Here is a 26,744-nt window from a genome sequence, read left to right as displayed (position 1 = left end):
CGAATTGACCGTCGGTGGCCATAATGATCCTGTGTCCGTAGGCGCGCACCCGACCCGGTCCGACCGCCCCATCGACTTCTTCATCAGCTACTCCCCGGCCGACGAGCGCTGGGCGACCTGGCTGGCGTGGGAGTTCGAGGCCGCCGGCTACCGCACGCTGCTGCAGGCGTGGGACTTCGTGGCCGGCACCAACTTCATCGACTTCATGGACCGCGGGGTCCGCGAGGCCGAGGTGGTCGTGGCGGTGCTGTCCGAACGCTACCTGCACTCCACCTACGGCAAGCTGGAGTGGCAGGCCGCGCTGCGCGCCGACCCGGACGGCACCGGCAACAAGCTGGTCACCGTGCGGGTCGAGGACTGTCCCATCGACGGCCTGCTCGCCACCATCACCTACGTCGACCTGGTCGGCGTGGCCGATCCGGCGCAGGCGCGGGCCCGGGTGCTGGACCGGATCCGGCAGGCGCTCGACGGCCGGGCCAAGCCGATGCGGCAGCCGGCCTTCCCCCACCACCCCGCCGACCCGGCCGGGGTGCTCGCCGCGCCCGCCGGTGCGCCCGCACCCCGCCGCGCCCGACGTACCCCGATCAACCCGCCGCCGTTCCCGCCCGCCGCGGCGGCCGTGCCGGCGGCGCGCGGCACCCTCACCGTGCTCCAGGTGGCCGGGCCTCGCTTCGGCCGCGGAGTGATCGAGCCGGGTGCCCCGGTCACCCCCGGCGAGCTCCAGGAACACCTGATGGGCGACCTCACCCTGCTGATGAACGACGGGGTGCCCCGGCCGGACCTGCTGGTGGTGGCCGGCAACCTGACCGAGTCGGGCAGCCCCCGGGAGTTCTCCGACGCGCTGAGCTTCCTCACCGGGCTGCGGGTGCTGCTCGGCCTGGAGCCGCACCGGCTGGTCGTGGTGCCCGGCCCTCGCGATGTCACCATGGCCGCCAGCCGGGCCTACTTCGCCACCTGCGAGGCCGACGACGTCGACCCGCAGCCGCCGTACTGGCCGAAGTGGCGGCACTACGCGCGCCTCTTCGACGAGCTCTACCAGGGCCTCGAGGACCGGATCTTCGACAGCGAGCAGCCGTGGACCCTCTTCCCGGTGCCGGACCTGCGGGTGGTGGTTGCCGGGCTGAACTCCACCGTCGCGATCACCCACCGCGAGGAGGACCGGTACGGCTTCCTCGGCGAGGCCCAGTCCACCTGGTTCGCCCAGCGGCTGCGCCACTACCAGCAGTCCGGCTGGCTGCGGCTCGGCGCGATGGCGCACGCCCCCGGCCCGCGCACCCCGTACGCCGACGAGCTGGCCGTGCCCGACCCGGCGTCCCTGCGCGACCGCGGCTCGTTCAACCGGCTGGTCGGCCCGATGCTCAACCTGCTGCTCGCCGACGCCGCGCCCGGCGCCCGGGTCGACCCGGTGGTGCCGCTGGCCACCGCCTCCCGCGACGGCCGCGCCCAGGTGCTCCGGCTCGGCGCCGACGGGATGACCCGCTGGGTGCTCGGCCGCGACGACCGGCACGACGTCGGCGAGCCGACCAGGCTGAGCTGGCCGCGCGCCGAGGCGACGTTCGGCGCGGCCGGCCCGGCCCAGGTGCCCGACCCCCGGCAGCCCAGCGTGGTCGAGGGGCCGACCCAGGGCGCCGCCGAGGCGTCGGCCGCCGCGCCGGCCGTGGTCGCGCCCGCCCCGCTGGAGCGCCTGCTCGACCGGCTCGCCGAGGTCTGCGAGGCCCGCCACGACCGGGTGGTGGTCCGCCGGGTCGAGGCCGACCCGCCGCACCTCTACATCACCTACCGCGCCGACGGCGTGGTCCGGCAGCAGCGGGTCGGGGCGTACGTGGGCACCCCGACCCCGGCCGACGTCGACCACTTCGCCCGCCGGGTGCACGCCACCGATCCGGACATCCCCTCCGAACTGGTCTACGACGGCGACCGGGTGCCGCGCGGACTGGCCGAGGCGGCGCAGCGGCGCGGTGTGCGGGTGCTGCACCTCACCGAGTTCCAGGGCCTGCTCGACCTGCGCGAATACGTCGCCGCGCAGACCGCCCGGCTGCAGGCCGACCGGCTCTACCCGCCCGGCCAGTACGTGCCGCAGCGCTACCGGCACCTGGTCGGCGCCGACCAGCGGGTCCGTGAGGACGTGGTGGACGAGCTGCTGGAGCTGATCTCCGCGCCCGACGGCCGGTTCGTGCTGGTGCTCGGCGACTTCGGCCGGGGCAAGACCTTCGCGCTGCGCGAGGTGGCCCGCCGGCTGCCCACCGCCGCCCCCGACCTGATCCCGATCCTGGTGGAGCTGCGCGCGCTGGACAAGGCGCACTCGGTCGACGGGCTGGTCGCGGCGCACCTCGCCAACCACGGCGAGCAGGTGATCGACCTCAAGGCGTTCCGCTACATGCTCCGCCAGGGCCGGATCGTGCTGCTCTTCGACGGCTTCGACGAGCTGGTCGCCCGGGTGACCTACGACCGGGCCGCCGACCACCTGGAGACGCTGCTCCAGGCGGCCGAGGGCCACGCGAAGATCGTGGTGAGCAGCCGGACCCAGCACTTCAAGACCAACTCGCAGGTGCTGACCGCCCTGGGCGAGCGGGTGGGTCTGCTGCCGCACCGCCGGGTGCTGGCCATCGAGGACTTCACCCCCGGCCAGATCGAGACGTTCCTGCGCAACCGCTACGGCGGCGACGAGCGGGCCGCCCGCGAGCGGCTGGACCTGCTGGCCGGGGTGAAGGACCTGCTCGGCCTCTCCCGCAACCCGCGGATGCTCGGCTTCATCGCCAACCTCGACGAGGGGCGGCTGGCCGCGGTGGCCGGGGCCGGCGGCACGTTCAGCGCGGCCGCGCTCTACCGGGAGATCCTGGAGTCCTGGCTGGACTTCGAGGAGCGGCGCACCCAGGGGATCCCGGGCGCGCCGGTGAGCCTGCGCCGGCCCGAGCTGTGGCACGCGGTGAGCCGGCTCGCCTTCCAGCTCTGGGAGAGTGGCGAGTCCCACCTCCGGCTGGCCGAGCTGGCCGAGGCCGCCGGCCAGCTCGCCGGGCTGGCCGACTCCCGGCTGTCCGGGCCGCAGGCGATCCACGCGGTGGGCGCCGGCAGCCTGCTGGTCCGCACCGACGACGGGCTGTTCGGGTTCATCCACACGTCGGTGATGGAGTGGCTGGTCGCCGAGGGGATCGCCGAGCAGCTCAACCGGGGCGAGGAGCCGCCCGCGCTGGCGGTGCGCCCGCTGTCGGCGCTGACCGTGGAGTTCCTCGGCGACCTGGCCGACCCCGCCCGGTGCACCGCCTGGACCGCCCGGGTGCTGGGTGACGAGGCGGCCGGGGAGACGGTCCGGGCCAACGCGCTGCGGCTCAGCGCGCGGCTGCGGCTGCCCGACCGGGCCGACCTGCGCGGCGCCGTGCTGCGCGGCGAGGACCTCTCCCACCGGGAACTCGCCGGGGCGGACCTGACCGGCGCCGACCTGACCGACACCCGCCTGGTCGCCACCAACCTCACCGAGGCGCGGCTGGAGCACGCCCGGCTGCGCGGCGCCCGCCTGGACCAGGCCCGCCTCGCCGGGGCGGACCTGCGCGACGCGGAGCTGGCCGGCGCCCGATTGTTCCGCGCCGACCTGCGCGGCGCCCGGATCGCCGGCAGCAGGTGGCACCGCACCGCGTTGATCGACGTGAGCGCCGACGCGGCGCTGCTGCGCGCGCCGGAGCTCCGCGGCGCCGTGGTCGCCCCGGGCCGTCCCGTCGCGCCGGGCCTGGCCCCGCCCGCGGTGGGCGTGGCGTACGGCTTCGAGGTGGGCCGGCTGCCGGTGCCGGTGGCGTACAGCCCGGACGGCGCGGTGCTCGCGGTGGGCAGCGACGACGGTGGTGTGCTCATCTGTGACACCGCCGCCGGGCTGCCGGTGCGGACCCTCCAGGGCCACCGAGGCCGGGTCTACGCGGTCCGCTTCGACGCCGCCTCGCACCAGCTGGTGACCGGGGCGGCCGACCTCACCGTACGGCTCTGGGACGCCGACCACGGCGACGTGCGGCACGTCATCGAGGACGTCTTCGCCGGCTGGGTGTGGCCGCTGCTCACCGACGGCGAGCGGGGCCGGCTGGTGGTGGGCGACGCGGCCGGCGTGGTCCGGCTCTACGACACCCGGACCGCCCGGCTGCGCCACGAGTGGCCCGGCCACGCGGCGCCGATCTGGGGCACCTCGTTCAGCCCGGACGGCCGGCGGGTCGTGGTGGTGGACAGCGCCGGCGTGCTCCGGGGCTGGGACATCCCCTCCGGCCGGCTCGCCTTCGAGGTGCGCGAGCCGGAGGTGGTCTACCGGGTGGTGCACAGCCCGGACGGCCGGCTGCTGGCCGCCGTCGGCCAGCACGGCCGGGTCTGGATCCGCCGGGCCGTTGACGGCGAGCTGCTGCGCCAGCCGCGCGGCCACGAGGCCGACGTGTACGCCCTCGACATCCACCCCGACGGCACGCTGATGGCGACCGGCGACACCCATGGCGCGTTGCGGCTCTGGGAGGTGGAGACCGGCCGCCCGGTCCGGGTGCTCGGCCGCCAGCGCGGCGCCATCTACAGCGTCCGGTTCAACCGCGACGGCAGCCTGCTCGCCACGGCCGCCAGCGACGGCGCGATCCAGCTCTGGGACAGCGCCGACGGTCAACTGCGGCACGAGCTGACCCGGCACCGCGGCTCGGTCTGGCCGGTGGTCTGGCGGCCCGACCAGGCGCAGGTGGCGACCAGCAGCAACGACGGCACCACCCGGCTGTGGGACGTGCGCACCGGGCAGCTCCAGCACACCCTGCGCGGGCACGGCCGGCGGGTCACCGCGCTGTCCTTCCGGGACGACGGTGACGTCCTCGCCGCCTGCGGCAACGACGGCGTCGTCCGGCTCTGGGAGCCGCGCACCGGCCGGCTGGTCCGGCAGCTCGCCAGCCCCGCCGACCGGCTGCTGTCGGCGGTCTTCTGCCCGGGTGAGTCGCTGGTCGCCGCGCCGAGCGGCGACGGCGGCGTGCACCTGTGGAACACCGACACCGGCGTCGACGAGCGGGAGCTCAACGTGGACACCGACCACGTCTGGGCGGCCGCGTTCAGCCCCGACGGCGACGCCCTCGCCACCGCCAACGACGACGACACGGTGCGGCTGTGGTACAGGCGTACCGGCCGGCACTTCGCCACCCTCACCCCGCACCGGGGCCGGGTGCGCGCGATGGCGTTCAGCCCGGACGGCGAGACCATCGCCACCGGCTGCGACGACCAGCTCGTCCGGCTCTGGGACGCGGCCACCGCGACCTGCCGGCTCACCCTCGAACACCACACCGACCGGGTGTACGCGGTCTCCTTCAACACCGACGGGACGCTGCTCGCCAGCGCCAGCAACGACGGCGTCGCCGTGGTCTGGGACGCGCTCACCGGCGAGCGGCGCACTGTGCTCACCGAGCACACCGGCCGGCTCTGGTCGTGCGCGTTCAGCCCCAACGGCAACCTGCTCGCCACCGCCGGCGATGACCTCGTCATCCGGCTCTGGGACCCGGGCACCGGTCGGCTGCACGGCACGCTGGCGGCACACACCCGGCGGGTCTGGTCGGTGGCGTTCAGCCCCGACAGCAGCCTGCTGGCCAGCGCCGGCGACGACGGCACCGTGCGGCTGTGGGACGTCGCGGACCCGGAGCACGCCCAGCTGCGGACCACCCTGATCGGCCTGCCGGACGGCTGGGCGGCGGTGAGCCCGGACGGCCGGTACAAGTTGGACGGTGATCCGGGCGGCCAGTTCTGGCACGTCATCGGCACCTGCCGGTTCGAGGTGGGGGAGCTGGACCCGTACCTGACCCAGGTGCGGCGGCTGGCCGTCGACGCCCCGTTCTGACCCGGGCGAACCACCGGCCGCGCGCCGGCGCCCCGCGCGGAGCGCTCTTCACCAGCGTCGGCACCGGCCGTTTCGTTACACGCCTCGCCGGGTTGCGTCCGTGCCGGTGTGTCGATCTGGCTGACCGCTCAGTCCGGTCAGGACGCCCGGCGTAGTGACGTCGACTGATCGGCTTAACGCTGTGTCACGATCTCGACACAGAAGTTGTGGGTCTCCTCCGCGATCGATGTGCTGGCGCGGGACCAGCGCCGTCGGTGACGGGCGTCGAGGAAGAGGTGGCTCATGGTGGCTCTACGGCGGCTGCTCGCCGGACTGACCGCGGCGGTGGTGACCGCCGCGCTCGCCCTGGTGTGGACGGCGACGCCGGCCCACGCGGACGAGGCGTGGGAAAGCGCGCTCAAGACCCTGATGTCCAAGACCGCCACCTGGACCGAGGGCGGCCTGTCCCGGGTCGGCCGGCTCGGCCAGCCGCTGCCGCTGCTCGGCGTCAGTCCGGGCGCCCTGGTGGACACCGACAAGCTGGCCCGGAAGGCGTCCGACGCCCTGGCCGGCGCCCTGACCAGGGAAGACGTGGACCTCGGCGGCGGCACCCGGTTGACCAGCACGGTCACCACCACGGGCGGCGACCACCTGCTCGACGTGGTGGTCACCACCAAGCGGCAGGTCACCGCGAAGGACCTGGCGGTCGGCGGGGTGACCGTCGCCAAGGCGGTCGACGTCACCGGCTGGGCGACCCTGCACCTGCGGGCCCGGCACACCGCCGCGGGGGAGACCTACCTGGTCCGCGACGGGGACACCCCGCGCCTCGACATCGACGCGGCGGCGACGCTCCGCGCCGACCTGGACCAGGCCACCGCCTCGGTCGGCATCCTCGGCGTCACGCTCACCGCCGGCAGCACCCTCGCCGCCCGGACCCACGTCAAGGCCACCGTCACCGACCCCAACGGCGACGGCCGGCTCGCCTTCGACACCGGCGCCGGCGCCGGGACCGGTGAGCTGGGCGCGGCCGGTTCCCTCGCCGGTCTGGTCCAGGTGGCGCTGGACAACTCCGGCGGCGGCCGGATCTCCGACACCGAGACCGAGCCCGGCCCCGGCTCGGTGCACGGTCAGGTCAACCTCGGCGCGGCCACCGCCGGCGCCCCCTTCGACCTGCCCGCCGTCGCCGCCACCGTCAAGGTCGACTGGAACGACATCAGCGTGGGCAGCCCGACCGTCACGACCACCGGGCTCGACGAGACCATCGCGAAGTTCCGCAACATGAGCCCGCTGGACCTGGCCTCCGGGCTGGCCCAGCTCGCCACCCTGCTCAGCGGGGTGCAGCAGAGCGGGCCGGCCGGCAACCTGAGCCTGCCCTTCCTGCGCGGCACCTTCGCCGACGCCGTGAAGGTCAACGAGAAGCTCACCGGTTTCCTCAAGAAGTACGTGCACCCCAAGCCGGACGACCCGGAGTTCGACCCCGCCACCGACGACCCGGCCAAGGCCGGCCAGCCGAAGTTCAGCTCGATCCAGCAGCTCGTGGCGTTGCTCGCCGCCGAAGGGCTGCCGGTCGACAACCTCTCCTTCGCCGGCGAGAAGCTGGTCTTCCGGCTGAAGCTGGAGCGGGAGTCCACCGTGGCGGTGCCGCTGGACCCGGTCGCCGCCTCGGTCTCCGGCCGCGGCGCCACCTTCACGGCCAAGGGCTTCAGCGTCGCCGAGAACCGGTTCACCCCCGGTGAGCTGGTCGGCCAGCGGGTGGTCGCGGGCACTTCGGCCGGCACCATCGCCGCGAACACCGCCACCACGGTCACCCTGACGGAGAACTGGATCGGCGGCCAGCCGGGCCCCGAGAGCGTGTGGGTGATCAGCGGCTCCAGCCCCAACATCGGCGCGGTCGAACTGGCCGGCGCCCTCACCAAGCCGGCCGGCGGGGACAAGAAGGTCGGCCTCCGGACGGCCAACGCCCAGGCCAGCTTCGCCACCGTGAAACCGCGCTACAGCGCGGGGGTCACCCTCGTGCTCGACCTGCGCGACGACCTCGGCAGCCCGGCCGCCAACGCGGACCGGGTACTGCTGCGCACCGACCCGGCCACGCCGCTGTTCGCGGCCGACTTCCCGGTGACCACCGCGGTCGACTTCTTCGCCACCGCCGGCTTCCTCAAGGTCAAGCTCGGTGGCGACCTCTCCGTCGGCCCGGCCGCCGCCGGGCAGCGGATGCTCCAGGTCAGCTTCAAGCAGGCCCAGGACCTCAGCCTCGGCGAGCTGTTCCGCCGGTTGCAGTCCGAGCCGGGCGACCTGCTCGCCGTCTCCTCCTCGGTGAAGACCACCGGCCGGGTCACGGTCAGCGTCCCGGGCGCCACCGGCGCCCTCGGCCAGGGCGTCGGCGTGGACGTCAGCTGGAAGGCCGGCGAGCAGCCGGTGGTGGACACCAGCAGCCTCGACGGCATCTTCGCCGTCGACTTCAACCCGGACGACCCGAAGGCCCTCTTCGCGGTCGTGGTCGAGGCGCTGCGGCTGGTCAACGCCGCGCTCACCCAGCCCGGCGGCGGCAGCGGGCCGCTGAACACCGAGATCCCGCTGCTCGGCCGCTCGGCCCGAGAGCTGCTCGGCGCCGACGAGAGCGGCGTCGGCAAGGGCGTCACCTTCACCGCCGACGGGGCGAACTTCCTGCTCAAGGACGGCAACCGCAGCGGTGACGCCGCCTTCGACCCCCGCCTGGCCAAGCGGACCGTGGTCATCGGCAGCAAGGCGTACCGGGTGCTGGACCGCGTGGACGACCAGACCCTGCGGATCGACGCGGCCGGCACGGCGAAGCCCGCCGACGGCACCGCGTACGCGCTGCGCCCCGAACTGGCCGACGCGCTGGACAAGCTGCTGGCCGCACCCCCGGACACCCTCCAGGACGCCCTCGACCAGCTCAACAACGCGATCGGCGCGGACAGCGGCATCCAGTTCACCCTGGACGAGCGGGCCGGCGGCCCGTACCTGCGGGTCGGGCTGGACTGGAAGCGCAACGTCCGCACCGCCGGGCCGCTCGCCTTCGCCTGGGACGGCGCCCGCGAGCTGGTCAGCCTCGACAGCTCCGGCACCTTCGCCCTCGACGTGGACGCCCAGGCCAAGTTGGGCCTGCTGCTGCCGCTGAAGCTCAACGCGGCGCCGCTGCTGGACAAGACCTCCTCGGCCAAGGTCAGCGTCAAGGGTGGAGTGGACGACGCGGCGCTGGCCGCCCGGGTCGGCCCGCTCGCCCTCGACCTCGGCAAGGACCCCGACTTCGCCACCGTCAAGGCGAACCTCAGCGTGGGCCTCGGCGGGCTCGCCGCCGACGGGCCGGTCACCGACCTGCTCGGCCTGACGCCGACGTTCACCACCGCCGGCGTGGACTGCGGCGGCGGGGTCGGCGGCACGACCACCCCGGTCTGCGCCCGCGCACCGCTGTTCGTCAACAACTGCGAACCCGCCGACGACACCAATCTGCTCACCTTCGCAATGGGGCTGGACCTGCTGCCGCACGCGCAGACCCCGGACCTCACCTCCTGCTTCGCCAACCTGTCGCTGAAGCTGACCGACTTCAACGTCGGCATCGACGGCTACCTGGCCAAGGTGGAGGAGGCGCTCCGGCTGGCCAGCTTCGACGGCAAGCTGCCGCTGGTCGGCGACGACCTGCAGCAGGGCCAGAAGTTCGTCGCCCAACTGCGCGCGGACGTCAAGGCGGCGATCGGCCCGGTGCTGGCCAACGCCACGCTGGACAGCGCCGGCATGCAGACGGCGCTCAACGACGTGCTCAAGGATCTGGACCCGGGCGTGAGCGCGGTGGTCGGCTGCCGCAGCGGGGTGGCCACCCCCTGCCAGCCGGAGGACTTCCAGTCCATCCGGATCAAGCTGACCGCGTCGCGCGGCGCGCCCTCGGCCGCGGACGGCTGCAAGGACGCCGGCGACAGCGACAAGTGCCTCGGCGTCAACGTCCCGCTCGACCTGGGCATCCCCGGCCTGTCGCTGAAGGCGAAGAAGGGCGCCCCCGACGGCATCCAGGCCAAGCTCGGCTGGAAGCTGCACCTGGACCTGGTCCTCGACCGGGACGAGGGCTTCTACGTCCCCACCCACGACGGGGACACCGCGCCCGAGGTGCAGATCGGCGCCAACTTCGACATGACCGGCGACCTGGCCGCCCAGCTCGCCTTCATCCAGGTGAACGCCACCAAGCAGGGCACCGCGCCGCTGGTGCGGGCGTACTTCGGGGTCGACCTGAAGGGCTCCGCCGGGGAGAAGAGCTGCTTCGACCCGGCGGTGGCCGCGGACTGCGCCGCCGACGCGGACGCCAAACTCACCCTCGCCGAGTTCGCCGACCTGGGCTCGCTGCTCGCCACCGACCTCACCGCCCAGGTGAACATCGACTGGAAGCTGGCGGCGGCGGTGAACACCGGCGACGAGGTGGGCTCCGCGCTGCCCGGCATCAGCGCCCGCTTCGGCCTCAAGTGGGGCCTGGAGCACAAGCAGGGCGGGCTGAGCGCCACCGGCGGCGGGGTCACCACCCCGCTCCAGGTGACCTTCACCGACGTCGCGCTGGACGCCGGCGCCTTCTTCAGCAAGATCCTCAAGCCGGTGGTGGAGAAGCTCAAGGCGGTCACCGGCCCGCTCCAGCCGGTCATCGACACCCTGTACGCGCCCATCCCGGTGCTGTCGGACCTGTCGAAGGCCACCGGCGGACCGGACATCACCCTGGTGTGGCTGGCCAAGACGTTCAGCACCCTGACCGGCGGGCCGAAGCTCGACTTCGTCGACACCGTGCGCGCGGTGATCACCTTCGTGAACCGGATACCGGACTGCGACGCCGGCTGCTCGATCCCGCTCGGCCAGTTCCTGGTCGACCCGGCGAAGGCGCTCACCACCGAGGCCTCCCCGGCGTCGGCCGAGAGCCTGATCAAGCGGGACGACCCGTTCACCAAGGCGAAGACCGCTGACGAGGTGAAGTCCGCGGTGGACACCGCCGCCGGCAACGACGGGGAGAAGCTGTTCGCGCCGGGCTCCGACGGGAAGTCCAACGCCCAGAAGACCGGCTTCAGCTTCCCGATCTTCGACAACCCGGGCTCGCTGTTCGGGCTGCTCATGGGGCAGGACGTCGAGCTGGTCAGCTTCGACTCCGGGCCGCTGTCGCTCGGGTTCAGCTGGCGGCAGTCCTTCGGCCCGGTGTACGCCCCGCCGCCGGTGCTGATCACCCTCTCCGGCAGCGCCTCGGTGACCGCCCGGTTCATCGCCGGCCTGGACACCGCCGGCATCCGGCACGCGGTGGAGGCCGCCACCGACGGCACCGCCCTCGACGCGGTCAGCCTGCTCGACGGCCTCTACTTCAAGACCAGCGACAGCAGCGGCAAGCCCGTCCCGGTGGTCACCCTGCGCGGCGAGATCGCCGCGGGGGCCGAGGTCAGCGTGCTCATCGTCAAGGCGGGCATCCAGGGCGGGATCCGGCTCACGGTCGGATTCAGCTGGAACGATCCGAACAACGACGGAAAGTTCCGCACCAGCGAGTTCCTCCAGGCGCTGCTGGTGAACCCGGTCTGCCTCTTCACCACCAGCGGCCAGCTCTCGGTCTTCCTCAAGGTCTACATCACCATCGACCTGTTCCTGTTCTCCAAGACCTTCGACTTCACCCTGGTCGACGCCACCCTGCTGGACTTCCGGGCCCAACCCGACTGCAAACCGAAGCCACCCGAGCTGGGCGGCACGGTCGGCGACACCCTGGTCGTCTTCGCCGGCAAGTTCGGCAAGAAGGAGCAGCGCGGAGACAAGGCGTGGGACAACGGCGCCGGCACCTACGCCGGTGATGTGGTGAAGGTGTACGCGCTGCACTACGCCGACGCGGGCACCGAGGGCGCCACCGACGACTTCGACGGCTTCGCGGTCGAGGCGCTCGGGCGCAAGCAGGAGTTCCTCGACCCGAACCTGGCCCGGGTGGTCGTCGACGGGCGCGACTACCAGGTCGCCGACGCGGACAAGGTCTCCCTGTCGGTGCTGCTGCTCGGCGACGGTGACACCAGCGGTGACGGCACGAAGACCTCCGCGTTCGACAAGGCGGCCGTGGTCCTCGGCTCCGACGGCAGGGACCAGATCCGCACCGGCACCGGCCCGGCGTACGTGGACGGGCGCGACGGGGACGACGTGATCGTCACCGCCGAGGCGGCCGGCCAGGTGAGCCGGGTGGCCGGCGGCGGCGGGCAGGACAGCGTCACCACCGGCGACGGCAACGACGTGGTGGCCGGCGACAGCGGCCTCGGCGCGGTGGACCGGGCCGGCGCCACCACCGTGCACACCTCGGTCGGGGACAAGAGCCTCGACGGCCTGGTCGACTGGACCAGGCTGGCGGACCCGGCCGAGGCGACCTCCGGCGTGGCCGACCACGTCACCGTCGGCCACGGCGCCAGCACCGTCTACGGCAACGGCGGCGACGACGTGCTCGGCGTGGTCCTCGACGACCGGCCGAACGGGAAGAACCGCCTGGTCGGCGGCCCCGGCGGGGACATCGTCAACGGCGGTAAGGGCGACGACACCATCCACACCGCCGGGAGCGCCCTCCCGGCCGACCAGGACGCGGACGGAAGCGGCGACGCCGGGCTGACCAACAAGGTCGACACCGGCTCCGGCGAGGACACCGTGCACGGCAGCGCCGGAACCGACCTGGTCGTGTCCCACTCGGCCAACGGGCAGACCGGCCACGTGTACGGCTACGGCGGCGACGACGTGCTGGTCGGCGGGTACGGCACCGACGAGCTGTTCGGCGGCCCGGACGAGGACTACGTGATCGCCGAGCCGTCCAGCGTCGGCGAACCGGACGGCACCGACGGTTACGGCCCGGCCCGCCAGGTCGTCCACCAGCCGTTGCCGGCCGACACCCGGTCGCAGACCAAGCTGCTCGTCGGCGGCCTGGGCAGCGACCACGTGATCGGTGGCGACGGCGGGGCGATCGTCTTCGGCGACAAGCGGCTGACCGCCGAGACCTGCGCCGACGCCACCCTCGCCGGCGACCAGCCGCCCGCCACCGACCAGGGCGCGGCCGACCTGATCCTCGGCGGCGCCGGGGTCGAGGTGGTCGCCTCCGGCAGCGGGAACGACCGTGCCGACCTCGGCGGCGGCGACGACCGGGCCTGCGGCCAGCTCGGCGACGACACCCTGCACCTGGGCGGCGGCGCCGACCGGGCCTGGGGCGGTCCGGGCGTCGACCAACTGCACGGCGACGACGGGATCGACCTGCTCTTCGGCAACACCGGCGACGACGGCCTGTACGGCGGCACCGGCGTGGACACCGCCGAGGGCAACGAGGGCGCCGACCAGGTCCTCGGCGGCCCGGACGACGACGTGCTCTACGGCGGCGGCCGGGTGGCCGGCGCGGCCGACGGCCGGGACTTCGTCTACGGCGAGGAGGGCGTCGACCGGATCGTCGGGGACAACGGCACCCCGCGGATCGGCGACGTCGGGCCGTACCCGTTGGACCTGGCCGGGGACGTGCCGGCCGCCGGCGCCGGGGACGTGCTCTCCGGCGGGCCCGACGGCGACATAGCGTACGGCGGGCTCGGCGACGACCGGGTCGACGGCGACGGTGGGGACGACCAGTTGGAGGGCAACAACGGCGCCGACGGCGTCCACGGTGGCCTCGGCAGGGACGAGATCGTCGGCGGCTCCGCCCAGGAGCCCCTCGCCGGCAACGGTCGCCCGGACACCGGCGACCAGCTCTACGGCGACGGCGACCCCGACCTGATCGCCGGGGACAACGCTCGGTTCACGCCGGCCACCGCCGACGCGACCCGGGTCACCCAGGGCCGGACCGGCCCGGCGCGCAAGGTCACGTTGCTCGACCTCGGGTTCGCCCCGCTGGCCGGCACCAGCGGCGGTGACCTGATCTCGGGCGGCGACGCCGACGACGTCATCCTCGGGCAGGGCGGCCCGGACCGGGTGCACGCCGACGCGGGCGCCGACTTCGCCGAGGGTGGTCCCGGCTCCGACTGGGTCGAGGGCGACACCGGCGACGACGACCTGGTCGGCGGCTCCAGCACCGCGTACGACGGGACCGGGGCGGCCACGACGGGCCAGCCGGACACCGCGGACGCCGTGTTCGGCGGACCCGGGTCCGACGCGGTCATCGGGGACAACGGTGCGGTGCTCCGCCCGCTCTCCGGTGAGCAGCCCACGGCGGTGACGGTCCGGCTCGGGGCGGACGGCAACCCGTTCGGCCCGCGGATCGTGGTGCTGCTGGACCGGGCGGCGGCCACCGCCAACCGGTTCGGCGCGGACCGGATCAGCGGCGGCGACGGCGTCGACACCCTCTGGGGTCAGGACGGCGACGACGCGCTGACCGGCGACGGCGACGGCGACTACCTGGAGGGCAACGGCGGCGCGGACGCGCTGCGCGGCGACACCGCCCTCGGCGCGGCGGGCCGGACAACGGTCTCGCCGCTGCCGGACCCGGGCTGGCCGGGTGACCCGGCGGCCCCGGCCGACCTGGTCGGCGCCGGCGCGCCGGCCGGGCAGGACGACCTCATCGGCGGCAGCGCGGCCGCCGGGTTCCGGGACACCGGGGACGTCGTCGAGGGCAACGGCGCCGACGACGTGCTCCTCGCCGACAACGGCTCGCTGCTGCGCACGGTGACCACGGCCGGCGGCAAGGCGGCCGAGCGGGTCTACACCGAGCGGTACCCGACCGGCGCGGTGCCGGCCGACACCACGGTGGCCCGGACCCACGACCCGGCGCTGCCCGGCCCGTCCACCCGGTTCTGCACCACCGCCCAGGCCACCTGCGAGCCGGCCGGCGCCTACGGCAACGACCAGCTCTACGGTGACGCCGGCAACGACGGGGCCTGGGGCCAGGACGGCGACGACCTGATCCGGGGCGGCGCCGGCGACGACGACCTCTTCGGTGAGCTGGGCGCGGACACCCTCTACGGCGAGGACGGCCAGGACGCCATCCTCGGCGACCGGGGCGGCGTGGTGAACCAGTTCCTCAACGCCGACGACGTCGCGGCGCTGGGCTTCAGCCTGACGCTCTCCTCGGTCCCGCAGGAGTCGTTCACCGGGTTCCGGGCCGGCGGGTACGACCGCCGGGTGGACCTGCTGCACGACACCGACGGGGATGCCTGGATCGGCAGCGCCACCTCGGCGCCCATGCCGTACGCCGGGCTGACCGCCGGGGCGGCCGACCTCATCCGGGGCGGCGCCGGCGCGGACAACATCCACGGCGGCTTCGGCGACGACGTGGCCAACGGCGACAGCGGCGGCGACGAGGTGTTCGGCGGCGAGGGCTCGGACGTGCTCTGGGGCGGCAAGGGCTGCGACCCGGTGCTCGACGCGGCCAACCCGCAGTGCCGGGTGGACGGCGTGTTCAGCGCCGCCGCCCGGGGCGACCAGGACCAGTACGTCGACCACCTGTTCGGCGGGGCCGGGGCGACCAGCGGCCCGGCGGTCACCGCGGTGCTCGGCTCCGACCTGCTGGACTTCCGGCCGCGCGGCTCCTACCCGGACAACTGTGCGGCGGGGGCCTGGCCGGTGGACCTGGCGGCCGGCACGGTCGACCCGTGCCGCTGGTTCGAGGCGACCAACCTGGACAACGACGTCCTGGCCGACAACCAGCACCACCACGGCACCGACTGGATCTACGGCGGCTGGGACCGCGACGTGCTCCAGGGCGACGTGACGCAGAACGGGCCGAACAACGGTGACCGGCTGTTCGACTGGAACGGCGCGTACAACCTGTTCACCCACTGCAACTCGGCGTACGGCGGGTTCAACGACATCCGCCAGCACAGCCCGGCCATGCAGGACTTCCTGACCGGGCTGGCCTGGGCCACGGGCGCCGGACGCAGCCCCGGCGACGTGACCACGGCGGGCACCTCCGCCTTCCTGGAGCTGTCCTACGTGTATCCGCGGGACAACAAGGACCAGGGGGCCGGTACGGCGTTCCCGACCACCCCCGGGCACTTCGACACACCGTCCTGCACCGACTGAGCGACGCGTCCGGGGCCCGGCTCTCCTGGGGGGAGCCGGGCCCCGGCGTGCTCAGCCCTCGGGCGCGGGGCATGACCACGGCGTTGCCGGTCACCCGGATGCCGCCGGTGGCCGGCACGTCCACCACGAGCAGGCCCGGCCGACCCAGGTCGGCCCCCTGGTGCAGGTGCAGGGTGGTCGGCGGCTCGACCAGGCCATGGGTACGCAGGTAGCCGCCGAGCGCGGCGGCGGCTGCGCCGGTCCCGGGTCCTCGACGACGCCCCCGACGGGGAAGGGGTTGCGGACCTCGAAGCGGGTGCCGGCGGCGCGCCACACCAGCGCCACGGTGGTCCAGTCCTGCCGCAGCATCAGGTCGCGCAGCCGGTCGAAGTCGTAGTCGAGCGTGGCCAGCCGCTCCCGGGTCGCCGCGGCCAGGACCAGGTGGTGCGCGCCGGCGTACGCGACGCGGGGCGGCAACGCCGGATCGAGGTCCCCCGCGCCCCAGCCCAGGGCGGCGAGCGCCTCGGCGAGGTCCTCCGGCGCCACCGGCGCGTCGGAGGGCGCCACGCTGGTCAGGGTCGCGGTGGGCCGTCCGTCGGCGTCCCGGGCGGTCGCCACCGGAACCGTTCCGGCCGGGGTACGGAAGATCAGCTCGCCGGTGCCGCCGCGCTCGGCGACGGCCACGGCGGAGGCGATGGTGGCGTGGCCGCAGAAGGGCACCTCGGCCTGGGGGCTGAAGTAGCGGACGTCGTACTCGCCGGGCCCGGTGGCGGTGAGGAACGCCGTCTCGGAGTATCCGACGTCGGCGGCGATGGCCTGCATCTGCGGGTCGGTGAGGTCAGCGGCGTCGAGGACCACGCCGGCGGGGTTGCCCGCCGTCGGGTCGGTGGTGAAGGCGGCGTACCGCAGGACTTCCGTCATGACGCCAGGCTACGGGTCAGCCGCTGGCGGCCCGTACCCAGCGGATCTCGCCCTCGTGCCGGATGTCGGTCGGGGTGAGGCCGGCGGCGGTGGCGACGGCGGCGGACGCCCGGTGCTCCGGATGGATGTGGGCGATCACCGTGCCCACCCGTCGTTGCCCCAGCCAGCCGATCAGCGCGCGGGTCGCCTCGGTGGCGATGCCCCGCCCCTGCCAGGGGGTTCCCACCACCCACGCGATCTCCGCGAGGCGCTCGTCGGCCGGGCCGCTGACGGTCGCCTGGACCGTGCCCACCAGGCATTCCTCGTCGGTAAGCTGGATCACCCAGTTGCACCAGGAGACGGCCGGGCCGGGGGAACCGGCGACGAGCCGTTCGTAGCGGGCGCGCAAAGCCTGCGGGTCGGCGGGGGAGCCGCCGATGAAGGTGTGCAACCGCGGGTCGGCCAGCGCGGCGGCCATCTCCTCGGCGTGCTCCACGAGCAGCGGCAGCAGGAGCAGCCGCTCGGTGCGGATGGGGTCCGGGGTGAGGGGCGTCATGCTCCTGATCATGGCAGTGTCACATGCCGACCGTCCCGTCGATCCGTTCGCGGAGCAGGTCGGCGTGCCCGTTGTGGCGGGCGTACTCCTCGATCAGGTGCACCAGAACCCAACGCAGCGAGACGGTACCGCGCCAGGCGTCGTGACCTTCGACGTCGAGGTCGCGGGCGTCGGCGATGAACGTGTCGGCGAACGTGACCTCGTCGTGCCAGGCCCGGTGGGCGGCGGCGATGACGGTGGGCTCGGGTACCGCGTCGTCGAAGTCGCCGTCCGGGTTGGTCCGGGACGAGAACCGCGGGGGTGGTCCTGCCCGGCCAGGACCTGGCGGAACCAGCGGCGCTCCACGTCGGTGAGGTGCCGGACGAGGCCGAGAAGCGACAGCGTCGACGGCGGCACCGTCCGGCGGGCCAGGGCTTCCTCGACGCCGGCGCACTTCAGGGCGAGCGTGTGGCGCTGGGCTCGGAGCATGTCGTGCAGCAGTTGCCGTTCACCGACGTTGGCGGGCGTGCTGAACCGGCCGTCCTCGGCGGTGGGGAACAGTCCCGCCTTTCGGTGCGTCCGGTCCGGCCGTGCGCCGACCGTGGCGTCCGCGGCGTAGAGCGGGAGTCGCTTCGTCAGGGCGGTGATCCGGTTACGCGGGCCGTACGCCGCGACGGCGACGTAGTCGATCTCCTCGGCGGGCGTCGCGGCGAGCGCGGCCAGGTAGTCGTGGTAGGTCCGGGCCTGTCGGGCGACCTCGTTGAAGCCCACGGTGATCAGATCGTCGTCGGCGCGAGCGCTGCGGTGCAGGTCGCGGAGCTGGTCGGCGGTGGCGCTGAGGATGGGCACCGGATGGGGGTTCAGCCCGGCGTGCCGCCCGCCGGATCCGTCCTTGGCGTCGGCGGCCGGTGGGTGGGGCAGCCGTCCGCCGAGGCTCAGCGCGAGCACCGCCGCCGCGTTGGCCGCCAGCGCGGCCGGCAGGTCGGCGCGGACGACGATCACGAGTTTGGTGTTCAAGGTCATGCCGTGACGCTCCAGATCGGTCCGAGGTTGAGGGCGCGGGCGCGGGCGCGGGCGCGGGTGCGTGGGCGACGGCGGGTACGGCTCATCGGTGGCCGTCCCGGATGCGCTGGCAGGCCCGGAAGCGGGCGGCGGTGGCCGGGGTCGAGCCGGTGGCACGGGCGGTACGCAGGACGCCGGTGAGGGTGTCGGCGATGCCGTGGACCCGGACGGCGGCCTGCTCGGAGGTCTCGCCGTGCAGCTCGACGGCGGTGGCATGGATGATGCCGCCCGCGCTGACGACGATGTCCGGCGCCCAGAGGATGCCCCGCTGGTGCAGCAGGTCCGCGGTGGCCGGGGTGTCGAGCTGATTGTTGGCCGGCCCGGCGATCGCGGTGCAGCGCAGCTTCGGCACCGAGTCCGCGGTCAGCAGGCCGCCGAGGGCGGCGGGGACGAGGACGTCCACGTCGGCGGTCAGGCAGTCCTGCGGGCTGACCCAGGCGGCGCCGGCGGCGTCGGCGAGCGGGCGCCGGGTGTCGTCGAGGTCGCTGGCGACCAGAGTCGCGCCGGTGCCGGCGAGCATCCGCAGCAGGTGGCCGCCGACGCGGCCGAGGCCGAGCACGGCGAGGCTGCGCGTGGAGAGGTCGGCCGAACCGAACCGCTCGGCGCACAACGCGCGCAGCGCGGCGAGCACCCCGGCGGCGGTGTGCGCGGACGAGTCGCCGCTTCCGCCGGCGTCGACCGGTCGGCAGAACACGTACGGCGTCCGCTCGGCGATGGTCACCATGTCGTCCGGTCCGGATCCCACGTCCGGGCCGGTGGCGTAGGCGCCCGCCAGACCGGCGATGACATCGCCCACTTCGTGCAGAATGGCCCGGCGGGTGGCCCCGTCCGGTGTCCGGCCCGGCGGGAGGGCGACGACCGTCTTGCCGCCACCGTTGGGCAGCCCGGCCAGTGCGCACTTGTCCGACATCGCGGCGGAGAGCCGCAGCGCGTCGGTGAGACCGTCCCGCCAGTGCGGGTAGCGCGCCAGGCGGCAGCCACCGATGGCCTGCCCGAGCGCGGTGGAGTGCACCGCGACGATGATCGGCAGGCCGGACCGGGTGCCCCGCCTGACGACGACGTGTTCGTGCATGGACCCGCTGTCGATCTCCGCCGTGACCACGATGGTTCCTCCTGTCATCCGCCTGCCGGATCGGGGTTGACAGTAGGCAGATGGACGGTTATCGCCGGGCCGTACCGAACGTCGTTCGGAAAAGGTGGCACGATCTCGGTCGTGGACGAACTTGATACGGCGATCATCCAGCATCTCCAGACACATGCGCGGCAGACCAACCGCGAACTGGCCCGCGCCGTGGGCATCGCGCCGTCGACCTGCCTGGAACGCGTGCGCGCGCTGCGGGAACGCGGCGTGATCACCGGCTACCACGCCGAGATCAGTCTCGCCGCGCTCAACCGCGGGGTGCAGGCCCTGTTGCATGTGCAGGTCCGTCCGCTGAGCCGCACAGTCATCGAGGGCTTCAAGAAGTACGCGATGAGCCTGCCCGAGGTCGTGTCGGTGTTCGTGGTGGCCGGCGGCGACGACTTCCTGGTCCACGTGGCCGTGCCCAGCGTGGACAGCCTGCACGCCTTCCTCATGGACAAGTTCAGCGGACGCCGCGAGATCGTCGGGTTCCGCAGCTCGGTCATCTACCAGCACGCGCGCAAGCAGGTGATCGAACCGCTCGACGGGTGAGCACCGGACCCCTCGAGTCCTTCGGGTCGCGGCGACGCCGGGGCGGACGGGTCTGTACCGTCCGCCCCGGGGTCACTCCTGCGAAAAGGCGGTCGCGGTCAGCGGCGCCACTTCTGGTTCGCGCCGCCGGTGCAGTCCCAGATCTGCAATCGGGTGCCGTCGGCGGAGCTGACGCCAGTGGCGTCCAGGCACTTGTTGGACTGCGGGTTCACGATGTCGCCGGCGGCCGTGAAGGTCCACCGCTGGGCGCCGGTGCCGTTGCAGTCGTAGAGCTGCACCTTGGCGCCGTTGGCGGTCGACCCGCCGGCCACGTCCATGCACTTGCCGAGCGCACGCACCGAGCCGTCGGCGTTCCAGGTCCACCGCTGGGCGGCGGTGCCGTTGCAGGTCCAGAGCTGGATCGGGGTGCCGTTGGCGGTGCTGGCGGACGCGACGTCGACGCACTTGTTGCCGTACCCGACGATCGGCGCGCCGGTGGTGGAGCCACCGCCGTTGTCCCAGGCCTGGACCCGGACGTAGTCGATCACCATGGTCTGCGGGAAGATGGTGCTGCCGTCCGGCGAGCCGGGCCAGTTGCCGCCGACCGCGACGTTCATGATCATGAAGAACGGGTGGTCGAAGACCCACCGGTTGCTGCCGGCGTCGGCCGGGGTCTTGCGGGAGTACGCCACGCCGTCCAGGTACCAGGTGATCGAGTCGGGCGCCCAGTCGACGGTGTAGGTGTGGAAGGCGTCCGCGAGCGCCTGGCCGCCCGGGAGCGAGGTCTGACCGGTCAGCGCGGCGCCGCCGGAGTAGCCCGGCCCGTGCAGGCTCCCGTGCACCGTGGACGGCTCCCGGCCGATGTTCTCCATGATGTCGATCTCGCCGCTGTTGGGCCACGGGTTGGTGGCGATGTCGTTGCCGAGCATCCAGAACGCGGGCCAGAGCCCCTGCCCGCGCGGGATCTTGATGCGCGCCTCGAAGCGGCCGTACGCCTGGCTGAACGTGCCGTTGGTGAGCAGCCGCGCCGAGGTGTACTGGCAGCTGCCGTACCAGCAGGAGTAGCCGGCCGGGTTCTCCTTGCGGGCGGTGATGACCAGGTTGCCGTTGCCGTCGAGGGCGGCGTTGCGGGTGCTGTTGGTGTAGTACTGCAATTCGTTGTTGCCCCAGCCGCTGCCGCCGGTGTCGTACCGCCAGCGACTGCCGTCCGGCGGTGTGCCGGCCGCGCCGTTGAAGTCGTCGGACCAGGTCACCGCGCCGGGCGCGGCCACGGCGGGAGCGCCGCTGACGGTGGTGAGCGCGGCCGTGAGGCCCACGGCCGCGAGGGCCACGGCGGCGATGGTGCGGATGCTGCGCACGGGGTGCCTCCCTGCGGTTTCCGGTCGTCCCCGCTGCGGCGGACCTGAGTCGCCGAACGGTAAACAAACCGTAAAGATATACTTCGATGAAGTTATGAACGAAGTGCGGACCTGTCAAGAGAGCGCTTCCCGGGGTTGCCGCGACCGGTTCCGGAACCGGTCGGAAATATTGACGCGATGCGATGCGGTTCGGGAGGATCCGGAACCGGGACGTGGGCGGTCCGGGGCCGACGGGGCACCGGGCGACCGGTCCTGGGGGAGGCGCGAGATGAGACTGTCCAGACCCGCCACGCTCGCCGGGGCCGGCGCCCTGGTGGTGGCCCTGCTGCCGGCCCCGCCCGCGGCGGCCGCCGACGCCGGCACGGCCACGGTCACCACCGGCCGGTCGGTGTACGCGGCGGCCGAGGGCAGCCGGGTGCCGGTGGACGTCGGTGTGTCCACCCCCGACGGGCGACCCCTGGCCGCGCCGGTCACCGTGCGCTGGGCCACCGGCGCCGGCACCGCCACGCCCGGCGCCGACTACGCCGCCGCCTCGGGCACGCTCACCTTCCCGGCGGGCAGCCCGTCCGGCGCCACCCGCTCGGTCGCGGTCAGCGTGCGTGCGGACGGGGCGGCGGAGACCGCCGAGACGGTGCCGCTGACCCTGGCCGCCGACGGGGCCACCGTCGCGGCCCGGCCCACCGTGGTGGTCGGCGCGCACGGCCTGCCGTACCTCGACTCCCGGCTGCCGGTGCGGCGGCGCGTCGCCGACCTGCTCGGCCGGATGACCCTGGCGGAGAAGATCGGCCAGATGACCCAGGCCGAGCGGGCGGCGGTCGCCGACGACCCCGCCGCGGTCGCCCGCTGGCAGCTCGGCTCGGTGCTCTCCGGGGGCGGCTCGACGCCGGCCAGCAACACCCCGGCGGCCTGGGTCGAGATGGTCAACGGGCTCCAGGCGCAGGCGCTGAGCACCCGCCTCCAGATCCCGATGATCTACGGCATCGACGCCGTGCACGGCCACGGCAACGTCGTCGGCGCCACCGTCTTCCCGCACAACGTCGGGCTCGGCGCCACCCGTGACCCCAAACTGGTCGAGCGGGTCGGCCACGCGACCGCCGCCGAGGTACGCGCCACCGGCATCCCGTGGGACTTCGCCCCCTGCCTCTGCGTCTCCCGGGACGAGCGGTGGGGCCGCAGCTACGAGAGCTTCGGTGAGGACCCGGCCCTGGTGGTGTCGATGGAGACCGTCATCGACGGCCTCCAGGGCCGGCCCGGCCGGCTCGACGACGACGACCGGGTGCTGGCCACCGCCAAGCACTACGCCGGCGACGGCGACACCGACTACGACGAGGCCGTCGCCGCCGCGAACGAGGGCAAGCCCTGGTGGGAGCAGAAGTACCCGATCGACCAGGGGGTCACCGTCACCGACCGGGCGCACTTCGCCCGCGTCGACCTCGCCCCGTACCTGCCGGCCGTGCGGGCCCACAAGGTGGGCAGCGTGATGCCCTCCTTCTCCAGCGTGGACTGGACCGAGGACGGGCTCGGCAACCCGACGAAGATGCACGCCCACCGCGAACTCATCACCGACGTGCTCAAGGGCCGGCTGGGCTTCGACGGCTTCCTGATCTCCGACTGGGAGGGCATCCACCAGATCCCCGACCCCGCCGAGCCGACCAACGGCGGGCTGACCGCGTACAAGGTCCGGGTCGGGGTGAACGCCGGCACCGACATGTTCATGGAGCCGTACAACGCCGAGCAGTTCGAGCAACTGCTGCTGGCCGAGGTGACCGCCGGGCGGGTGAGCACCGCGCGGATCGACGACGCCGTGCGGCGGATCCTCACCAAGAAGTTCGAGCTCGGTCTCTTCGAGCACCCGTACGCCTCGGCCGACAACGTCGACCAGGTCGGCAGCGCGGCGCACCGGGCCGTCGGCCGGGAGGCGGTGGCGAAGTCGCAGGTGCTGCTCAAGAACAGCGGGCGGGCCCTGCCGCTGCGCCGCGACGCCTCGATCTACTTGGCCGGGCGCAACGCCGACGACCTCGGCAACCAGGCCGGCGGCTGGACGATCACCTGGCAGGGCGTCTCCGGCGCCGACGCCGTCCCCGGCACCTCGATCCTCGACGGCATCCGCGAGGTCGCCCCCGGGGCCCGGGTCACCTACAGCGCCGACGCCTCGGCCCCCACCGACGGCGCTCAGGTCGGTGTCGTGGTGGTCGGCGAGACCCCGTACGCGGAGGGCTACGGCGACGTCGGCGGCCCGGAGTGCGGCTGGTGCAGCGTGCCGCAGCAGGAGGAGAAGTCGCTGCGGCTCCAGCCCGCCGACCGGGCGGTCGTCGACAAGGTCTGCACTGCGCTGCCGACCTGCGTGGTCCTGGTGGTCTCCGGCCGGCCGCAGGTCCTCACCGACCAGCTCGGCGAGATCGACGCCCTGGTGGCGTCCTGGCTGCCGGGCAGCGAGGGCGCCGGCGTGGCCGACGTGCTCTTCGGCCGCCGCCCGTTCACCGGCCGGCTGCCGGTGAGCTGGCCGCGGGACGAGGCGCAGGTGCCGGTCAACGTTGGCGACGCCGACTACCGGCCGCTGTTCCCGTTCGGCTGGGGCCTGCGCACCGACCCGGGCCGGGACCGGCTGGCCGCGGTCGCCGCCGACCGGCCGCAGGTGCGGGCGGCCCTGGCCCCGGCCGGCTGGAACGCCGACGGCTCGCTGCGCGACGCCCCCCGGGTGCTGGACCGGCTCGGGCGACAGCTCGGCGCGGACCGCCGGGACGCCGGGCTGGTCGAGGCGATCCTCGGAGTCGCCCGGGACGCCGCCCAGGCCGCCGTGGTGCGGGGGAGCGCGCCGGAGAACTGGGCGGCGCTGATCGCCGACGCCGACCACGCCCAGCTCACCGACGACCCGGTCCGCGCGTTCACCCTGCTCGCCCGCGTGGCCGCCTGACCCGGCACGCCGGTCTCCCCGGGTGAGCGGTCATCGGGGAGACCGGCGTGCCGGCCCGGGCCGGCCGGGTCGCCGCGCGCGGTCCCGGCCGGCTGCCGGCCGCCGTCACTCCGCCCCGGTGACGGCGGGCGTGGGTGAGCGGTCCGACTGCGGCTGTTCCGGTGGCGCCGGCCGGCGCAGGTCCCGCCACGGGCCGCCGAGCAGCGGGGTGAGCACCACCAGCAGGTAGCCGGCGCCCACGGTGACGAGGGTGGCGGTGGTGCCGAACCGGTCGGCGGCCAGCCCGGCGCCGAACGCGCCCACCGGCATGGCGGCCCAGGCGCCCGCCCCGATCACCCCGTACACCCGGGCCCGCATGGTCGCCGGCACCCGCTCCAGCTCCACCGCGCCGATCAGCGGGTTGATGGCGCCGGCGGCCAGGCCGGACACCACGCAGACCGCGGCGATCACCGGCAGTGGCGGGGCGGCGGCGAGGGCCCAGAAGGGCGGCGCCCCGCAGACGGCGAAGGCGGTGACGAAGGTGGCGCGGCGCGGCAGGCGGTGCCCGACGGCGCTGAACAGCAGCGAGCCGACCAGCGCGCCGCCGCCCATCGCGCCGACCAGCACGCCGAAGGCGGTCGCCCCGCCGAGGTCCCGCGCCGCGACCACCGGCATCAGCACGTTGCTCTTGGTCGCGTCGAAGAGGTTGGTGACCAGCACCAGCAGCACCATGGCGCGCAGCAGCGGCTCGCGGACCAGGAAGCGCAGCCCGGCGGCGAAGTCCCGCCAGTAGCCGGCCGAGGGTTCGCCGGGGCCGCCGGACGGCCGCAGGCTCCCCGGCACCAGCACCGCCACCGCCAGCGCCGAGACGCCGAACGTCGCCGCGTCCACGGCCAGCACCGGGAGCGCGCCGAGCGCGCCGACCAGCAGGCCGGCCACCGGCGCGCCGATCAGGCGGGCGCCCCGCTCGGTGGCGCCGAACCAGCCGATCGCGCGCTCGATCGGCACACCGGCCTCGGTCGCCGCCTCGGGCAGCAGCGCCGTCCGGGCCGTCTGGCCCGGGGTGTCGAGCAGGCCGCTGACGAAGACCAGCCCGAGCAGCGCCGGGAACGGCAGCCCGACCGTGGCGTGCAGCAGCGGTACGGCGGCGACCGTCACGCCGGAGACCAGGTCGGCCAGCACGCTCGCCCGGCGGTAGCCGATCCGGTCGACGAGCACGCCGCCGAAGGCGCCGCCGAGCACCACCGGCGCGGTGGCGAACGCGCCGGCCAGCCCGGTGGCGGCGGGGGAGCCCGTCTCGGCCAGCACATAGAGCGGCAGCGCGATCAGGGTGAGCATGTTGCCGGTGAGCGAGACCGTGTGCGCGGCCAGCAGCCCGGCCAGCGGCCCCCACCGGCGGCTCACTGCGGCCCCCGGTAGGCCTGCCAGATCAGCGTGACCGTCCGCGCCTCCGGCCGGTCCGGGTTGCTGCGCGCCTGCCAGCGGGCGCCCAGTTCGGACAGCTCGCGGCGCAGCTCCACCAGCTCGTCGGGAGTCAGGTGGAGGAAGCTGTCGCTGCTGGTGGTGCCGCGCACCCACGCCGGGTCCAGCGACGCCTCGGCGTCGAGGTAGGCCTCGAACCGTTCGACGTAGCGCTGGAGGACGGCCCGGCGGAGCAGGCCGGAGGCGAGCCGCCGCTCCGGGTCGTCGAGCAGCTCCACCGGCTCCCAGTCGGTACGCGCGTGCGCGGCCCGCCACCACCGCTCCCGGCGGTTGCGGGCCAGCTCCGGGGCCTCCCGGACGAAGTCGTGCTCGGCCAGCTTGCCCAGGTGGTAGCTCACCGAGCCGACCGCCTCACCGGTGACGTCGCTGAGCATGCCCACGGTCTGCGGGCCACGGATGCGCAGCTCGCCGAGGAGCCGGATCCGGGTGGGGTGCGCCAGCGCCCGCATGGCCCGCGGGTCGGTCAGGTGCAGGGTGCTCGGCTCGTCCGACATGACGACAGGCTAGACCCACAACGGATGATGTACAAGAAGCCTTGTGTGTCGGCACGCGCGGAAGCGGGCCGCGTGGGCCGGGGTGATCAGGACGGGCGGCGGCCCTTGAGGCGGCGGCCCAGTTCGCGGGCGATCTCCCGGTTGGCGTCCCGCTCGGCGAGGGCCTGGCGCTTGTCGTACGACCTGCGGCCCCGGGCCAGGCCCAGCTCGACCTTGGCCCAGCCGTTGGAGAAGTACATTGACAGCGGCACCAGGGTGACCCCGCCGTCGCGCAGCTTCTCCAGGATCCGGGCGATCTCGACCCGGTTCAGCAGCAGCTTCCGGGTGCGCCGGGGCTGGTGGTTCGTCCAGGTGCCGAAGCCGTACTCGGCGATGTGCAGTCCGTACAGCATGATCTCGCCGTCGCGCTCCTGGGCGAACGCGTCGACCAGCGACACCCGCCCCTCGCGCAACGACTTCACCTCGGTGCCGGCCAGCACGATTCCGGCCTCGTACGTCTTCAGGATCGTGTAGTCGTGCCGCGCCTTCTTGTTCGAGGCGACCAGCTTGCGCCCGGTCTCCCTGGTCACGCCCCCACCTCCCCGCCGGTCGACGCCGAGCAGG

Annotated in this window: 10 protein-coding genes and 3 pseudogenes; 4 read left to right on the top strand and 9 right to left on the bottom strand. The window is 74.1% G+C overall.

The genetic code is table 11. The annotated features are described in order from the left end of the window. Positions 1–31: 31 nt before the first annotated feature. Positions 32–5,824, top strand: coding sequence for a WD40 domain-containing protein (locus AC0OLQ_RS21315; RefSeq protein WP_484527698.1), 5,793 nt, complete (start codon positions 32–34; stop codon positions 5,822–5,824). A gap of 282 nt (positions 5,825–6,106) precedes the next feature. Continuing rightward, positions 6,107–15,787, top strand: coding sequence for a hypothetical protein (locus tag AC0OLQ_RS21310; RefSeq protein ID WP_484527697.1), 9,681 nt, complete (start codon positions 6,107–6,109; stop codon positions 15,785–15,787). Between the two features lie 130 nt (positions 15,788–15,917). Here AC0OLQ_RS21310 and AC0OLQ_RS21305 read toward each other — a convergent pair. From AC0OLQ_RS21305 to AC0OLQ_RS21285, 5 genes and pseudogenes are all read right to left on the bottom strand, one after another. Further along, positions 15,918–16,687: pseudogene (locus AC0OLQ_RS21305) on the bottom strand (PhzF family phenazine biosynthesis protein); the annotation flags it as partial. Positions 16,688–16,703: 16 nt separating this feature from the next. Then, the gene (locus AC0OLQ_RS21300; RefSeq protein ID WP_484527696.1) at positions 16,704–17,222 is read right to left on the bottom strand and encodes a GNAT family N-acetyltransferase; all 519 of its coding nucleotides are present in this window, start codon (positions 17,220–17,222) and stop codon (positions 16,704–16,706) included. 19 nt (positions 17,223–17,241) lie between these two features. Next, positions 17,242–17,690: pseudogene (locus tag AC0OLQ_RS21295) on the bottom strand (DinB family protein). Between the two features lie 138 nt (positions 17,691–17,828). After that, a pseudogene (locus tag AC0OLQ_RS21290) lies at positions 17,829–18,224 on the bottom strand (DUF2000 domain-containing protein); the annotation flags it as partial. Between the two features lie 82 nt (positions 18,225–18,306). Beyond that, positions 18,307–19,383, bottom strand: coding sequence for a Glu/Leu/Phe/Val dehydrogenase dimerization domain-containing protein (locus tag AC0OLQ_RS21285; protein ID WP_484527695.1), 1,077 nt, complete (start codon positions 19,381–19,383; stop codon positions 18,307–18,309). Positions 19,384–19,476: 93 nt separating this feature from the next. On the opposite strand from AC0OLQ_RS21285, the gene AC0OLQ_RS21280 reads away from it, so the two are divergent. Then, positions 19,477–19,935, top strand: a complete 459-nt coding sequence (locus tag AC0OLQ_RS21280; protein WP_484527694.1) for an Lrp/AsnC family transcriptional regulator — start codon at positions 19,477–19,479, stop codon at positions 19,933–19,935. A 98-nt stretch (positions 19,936–20,033) separates the two neighbouring features. Here the strand turns inward: AC0OLQ_RS21280 and AC0OLQ_RS21275 are convergent, their stop codons facing one another. Beyond that, a complete protein-coding gene (locus AC0OLQ_RS21275) occupies positions 20,034–21,272 on the bottom strand; it encodes a ricin-type beta-trefoil lectin domain protein (protein ID WP_484527693.1) in 1,239 nt (412 codons plus the stop codon). Between the two features lie 268 nt (positions 21,273–21,540). Between AC0OLQ_RS21275 and AC0OLQ_RS21270 the strand changes: the two genes are divergently transcribed. Continuing rightward, the gene (locus AC0OLQ_RS21270) at positions 21,541–24,186 is read left to right on the top strand and encodes a glycoside hydrolase family 3 protein (protein ID WP_484527692.1); all 2,646 of its coding nucleotides are present in this window, start codon (positions 21,541–21,543) and stop codon (positions 24,184–24,186) included. A 105-nt stretch (positions 24,187–24,291) separates the two neighbouring features. Here AC0OLQ_RS21270 and AC0OLQ_RS21265 read toward each other — a convergent pair whose 3' ends face one another. From AC0OLQ_RS21265 to smpB, 3 genes are all read right to left on the bottom strand, one after another. Then, a complete protein-coding gene (locus AC0OLQ_RS21265; protein ID WP_484527691.1) occupies positions 24,292–25,569 on the bottom strand; it encodes an MFS transporter in 1,278 nt (425 codons plus the stop codon). Beyond that, on the bottom strand, positions 25,566–26,141 hold the full coding sequence (locus tag AC0OLQ_RS21260; RefSeq protein WP_357340316.1) for a helix-turn-helix domain-containing protein: 576 nt from the start codon (positions 26,139–26,141) through the stop codon (positions 25,566–25,568). Before AC0OLQ_RS21260 ends, AC0OLQ_RS21265 begins: the two co-directional genes overlap by 4 nt. An 86-nt stretch (positions 26,142–26,227) precedes the next feature. Next, the gene (smpB, locus tag AC0OLQ_RS21255) at positions 26,228–26,710 is read right to left on the bottom strand and encodes an SsrA-binding protein SmpB (RefSeq protein ID WP_357340314.1); all 483 of its coding nucleotides are present in this window, start codon (positions 26,708–26,710) and stop codon (positions 26,228–26,230) included. Positions 26,711–26,744: the final 34 nt, after the last annotated feature.

The organism is Micromonospora sp. Utrum1 (genome assembly GCF_057197805.1).
Note: the sequence above shows the minus strand (reverse complement) of the source record. Positions and strands in the feature narration are given on the sequence as shown.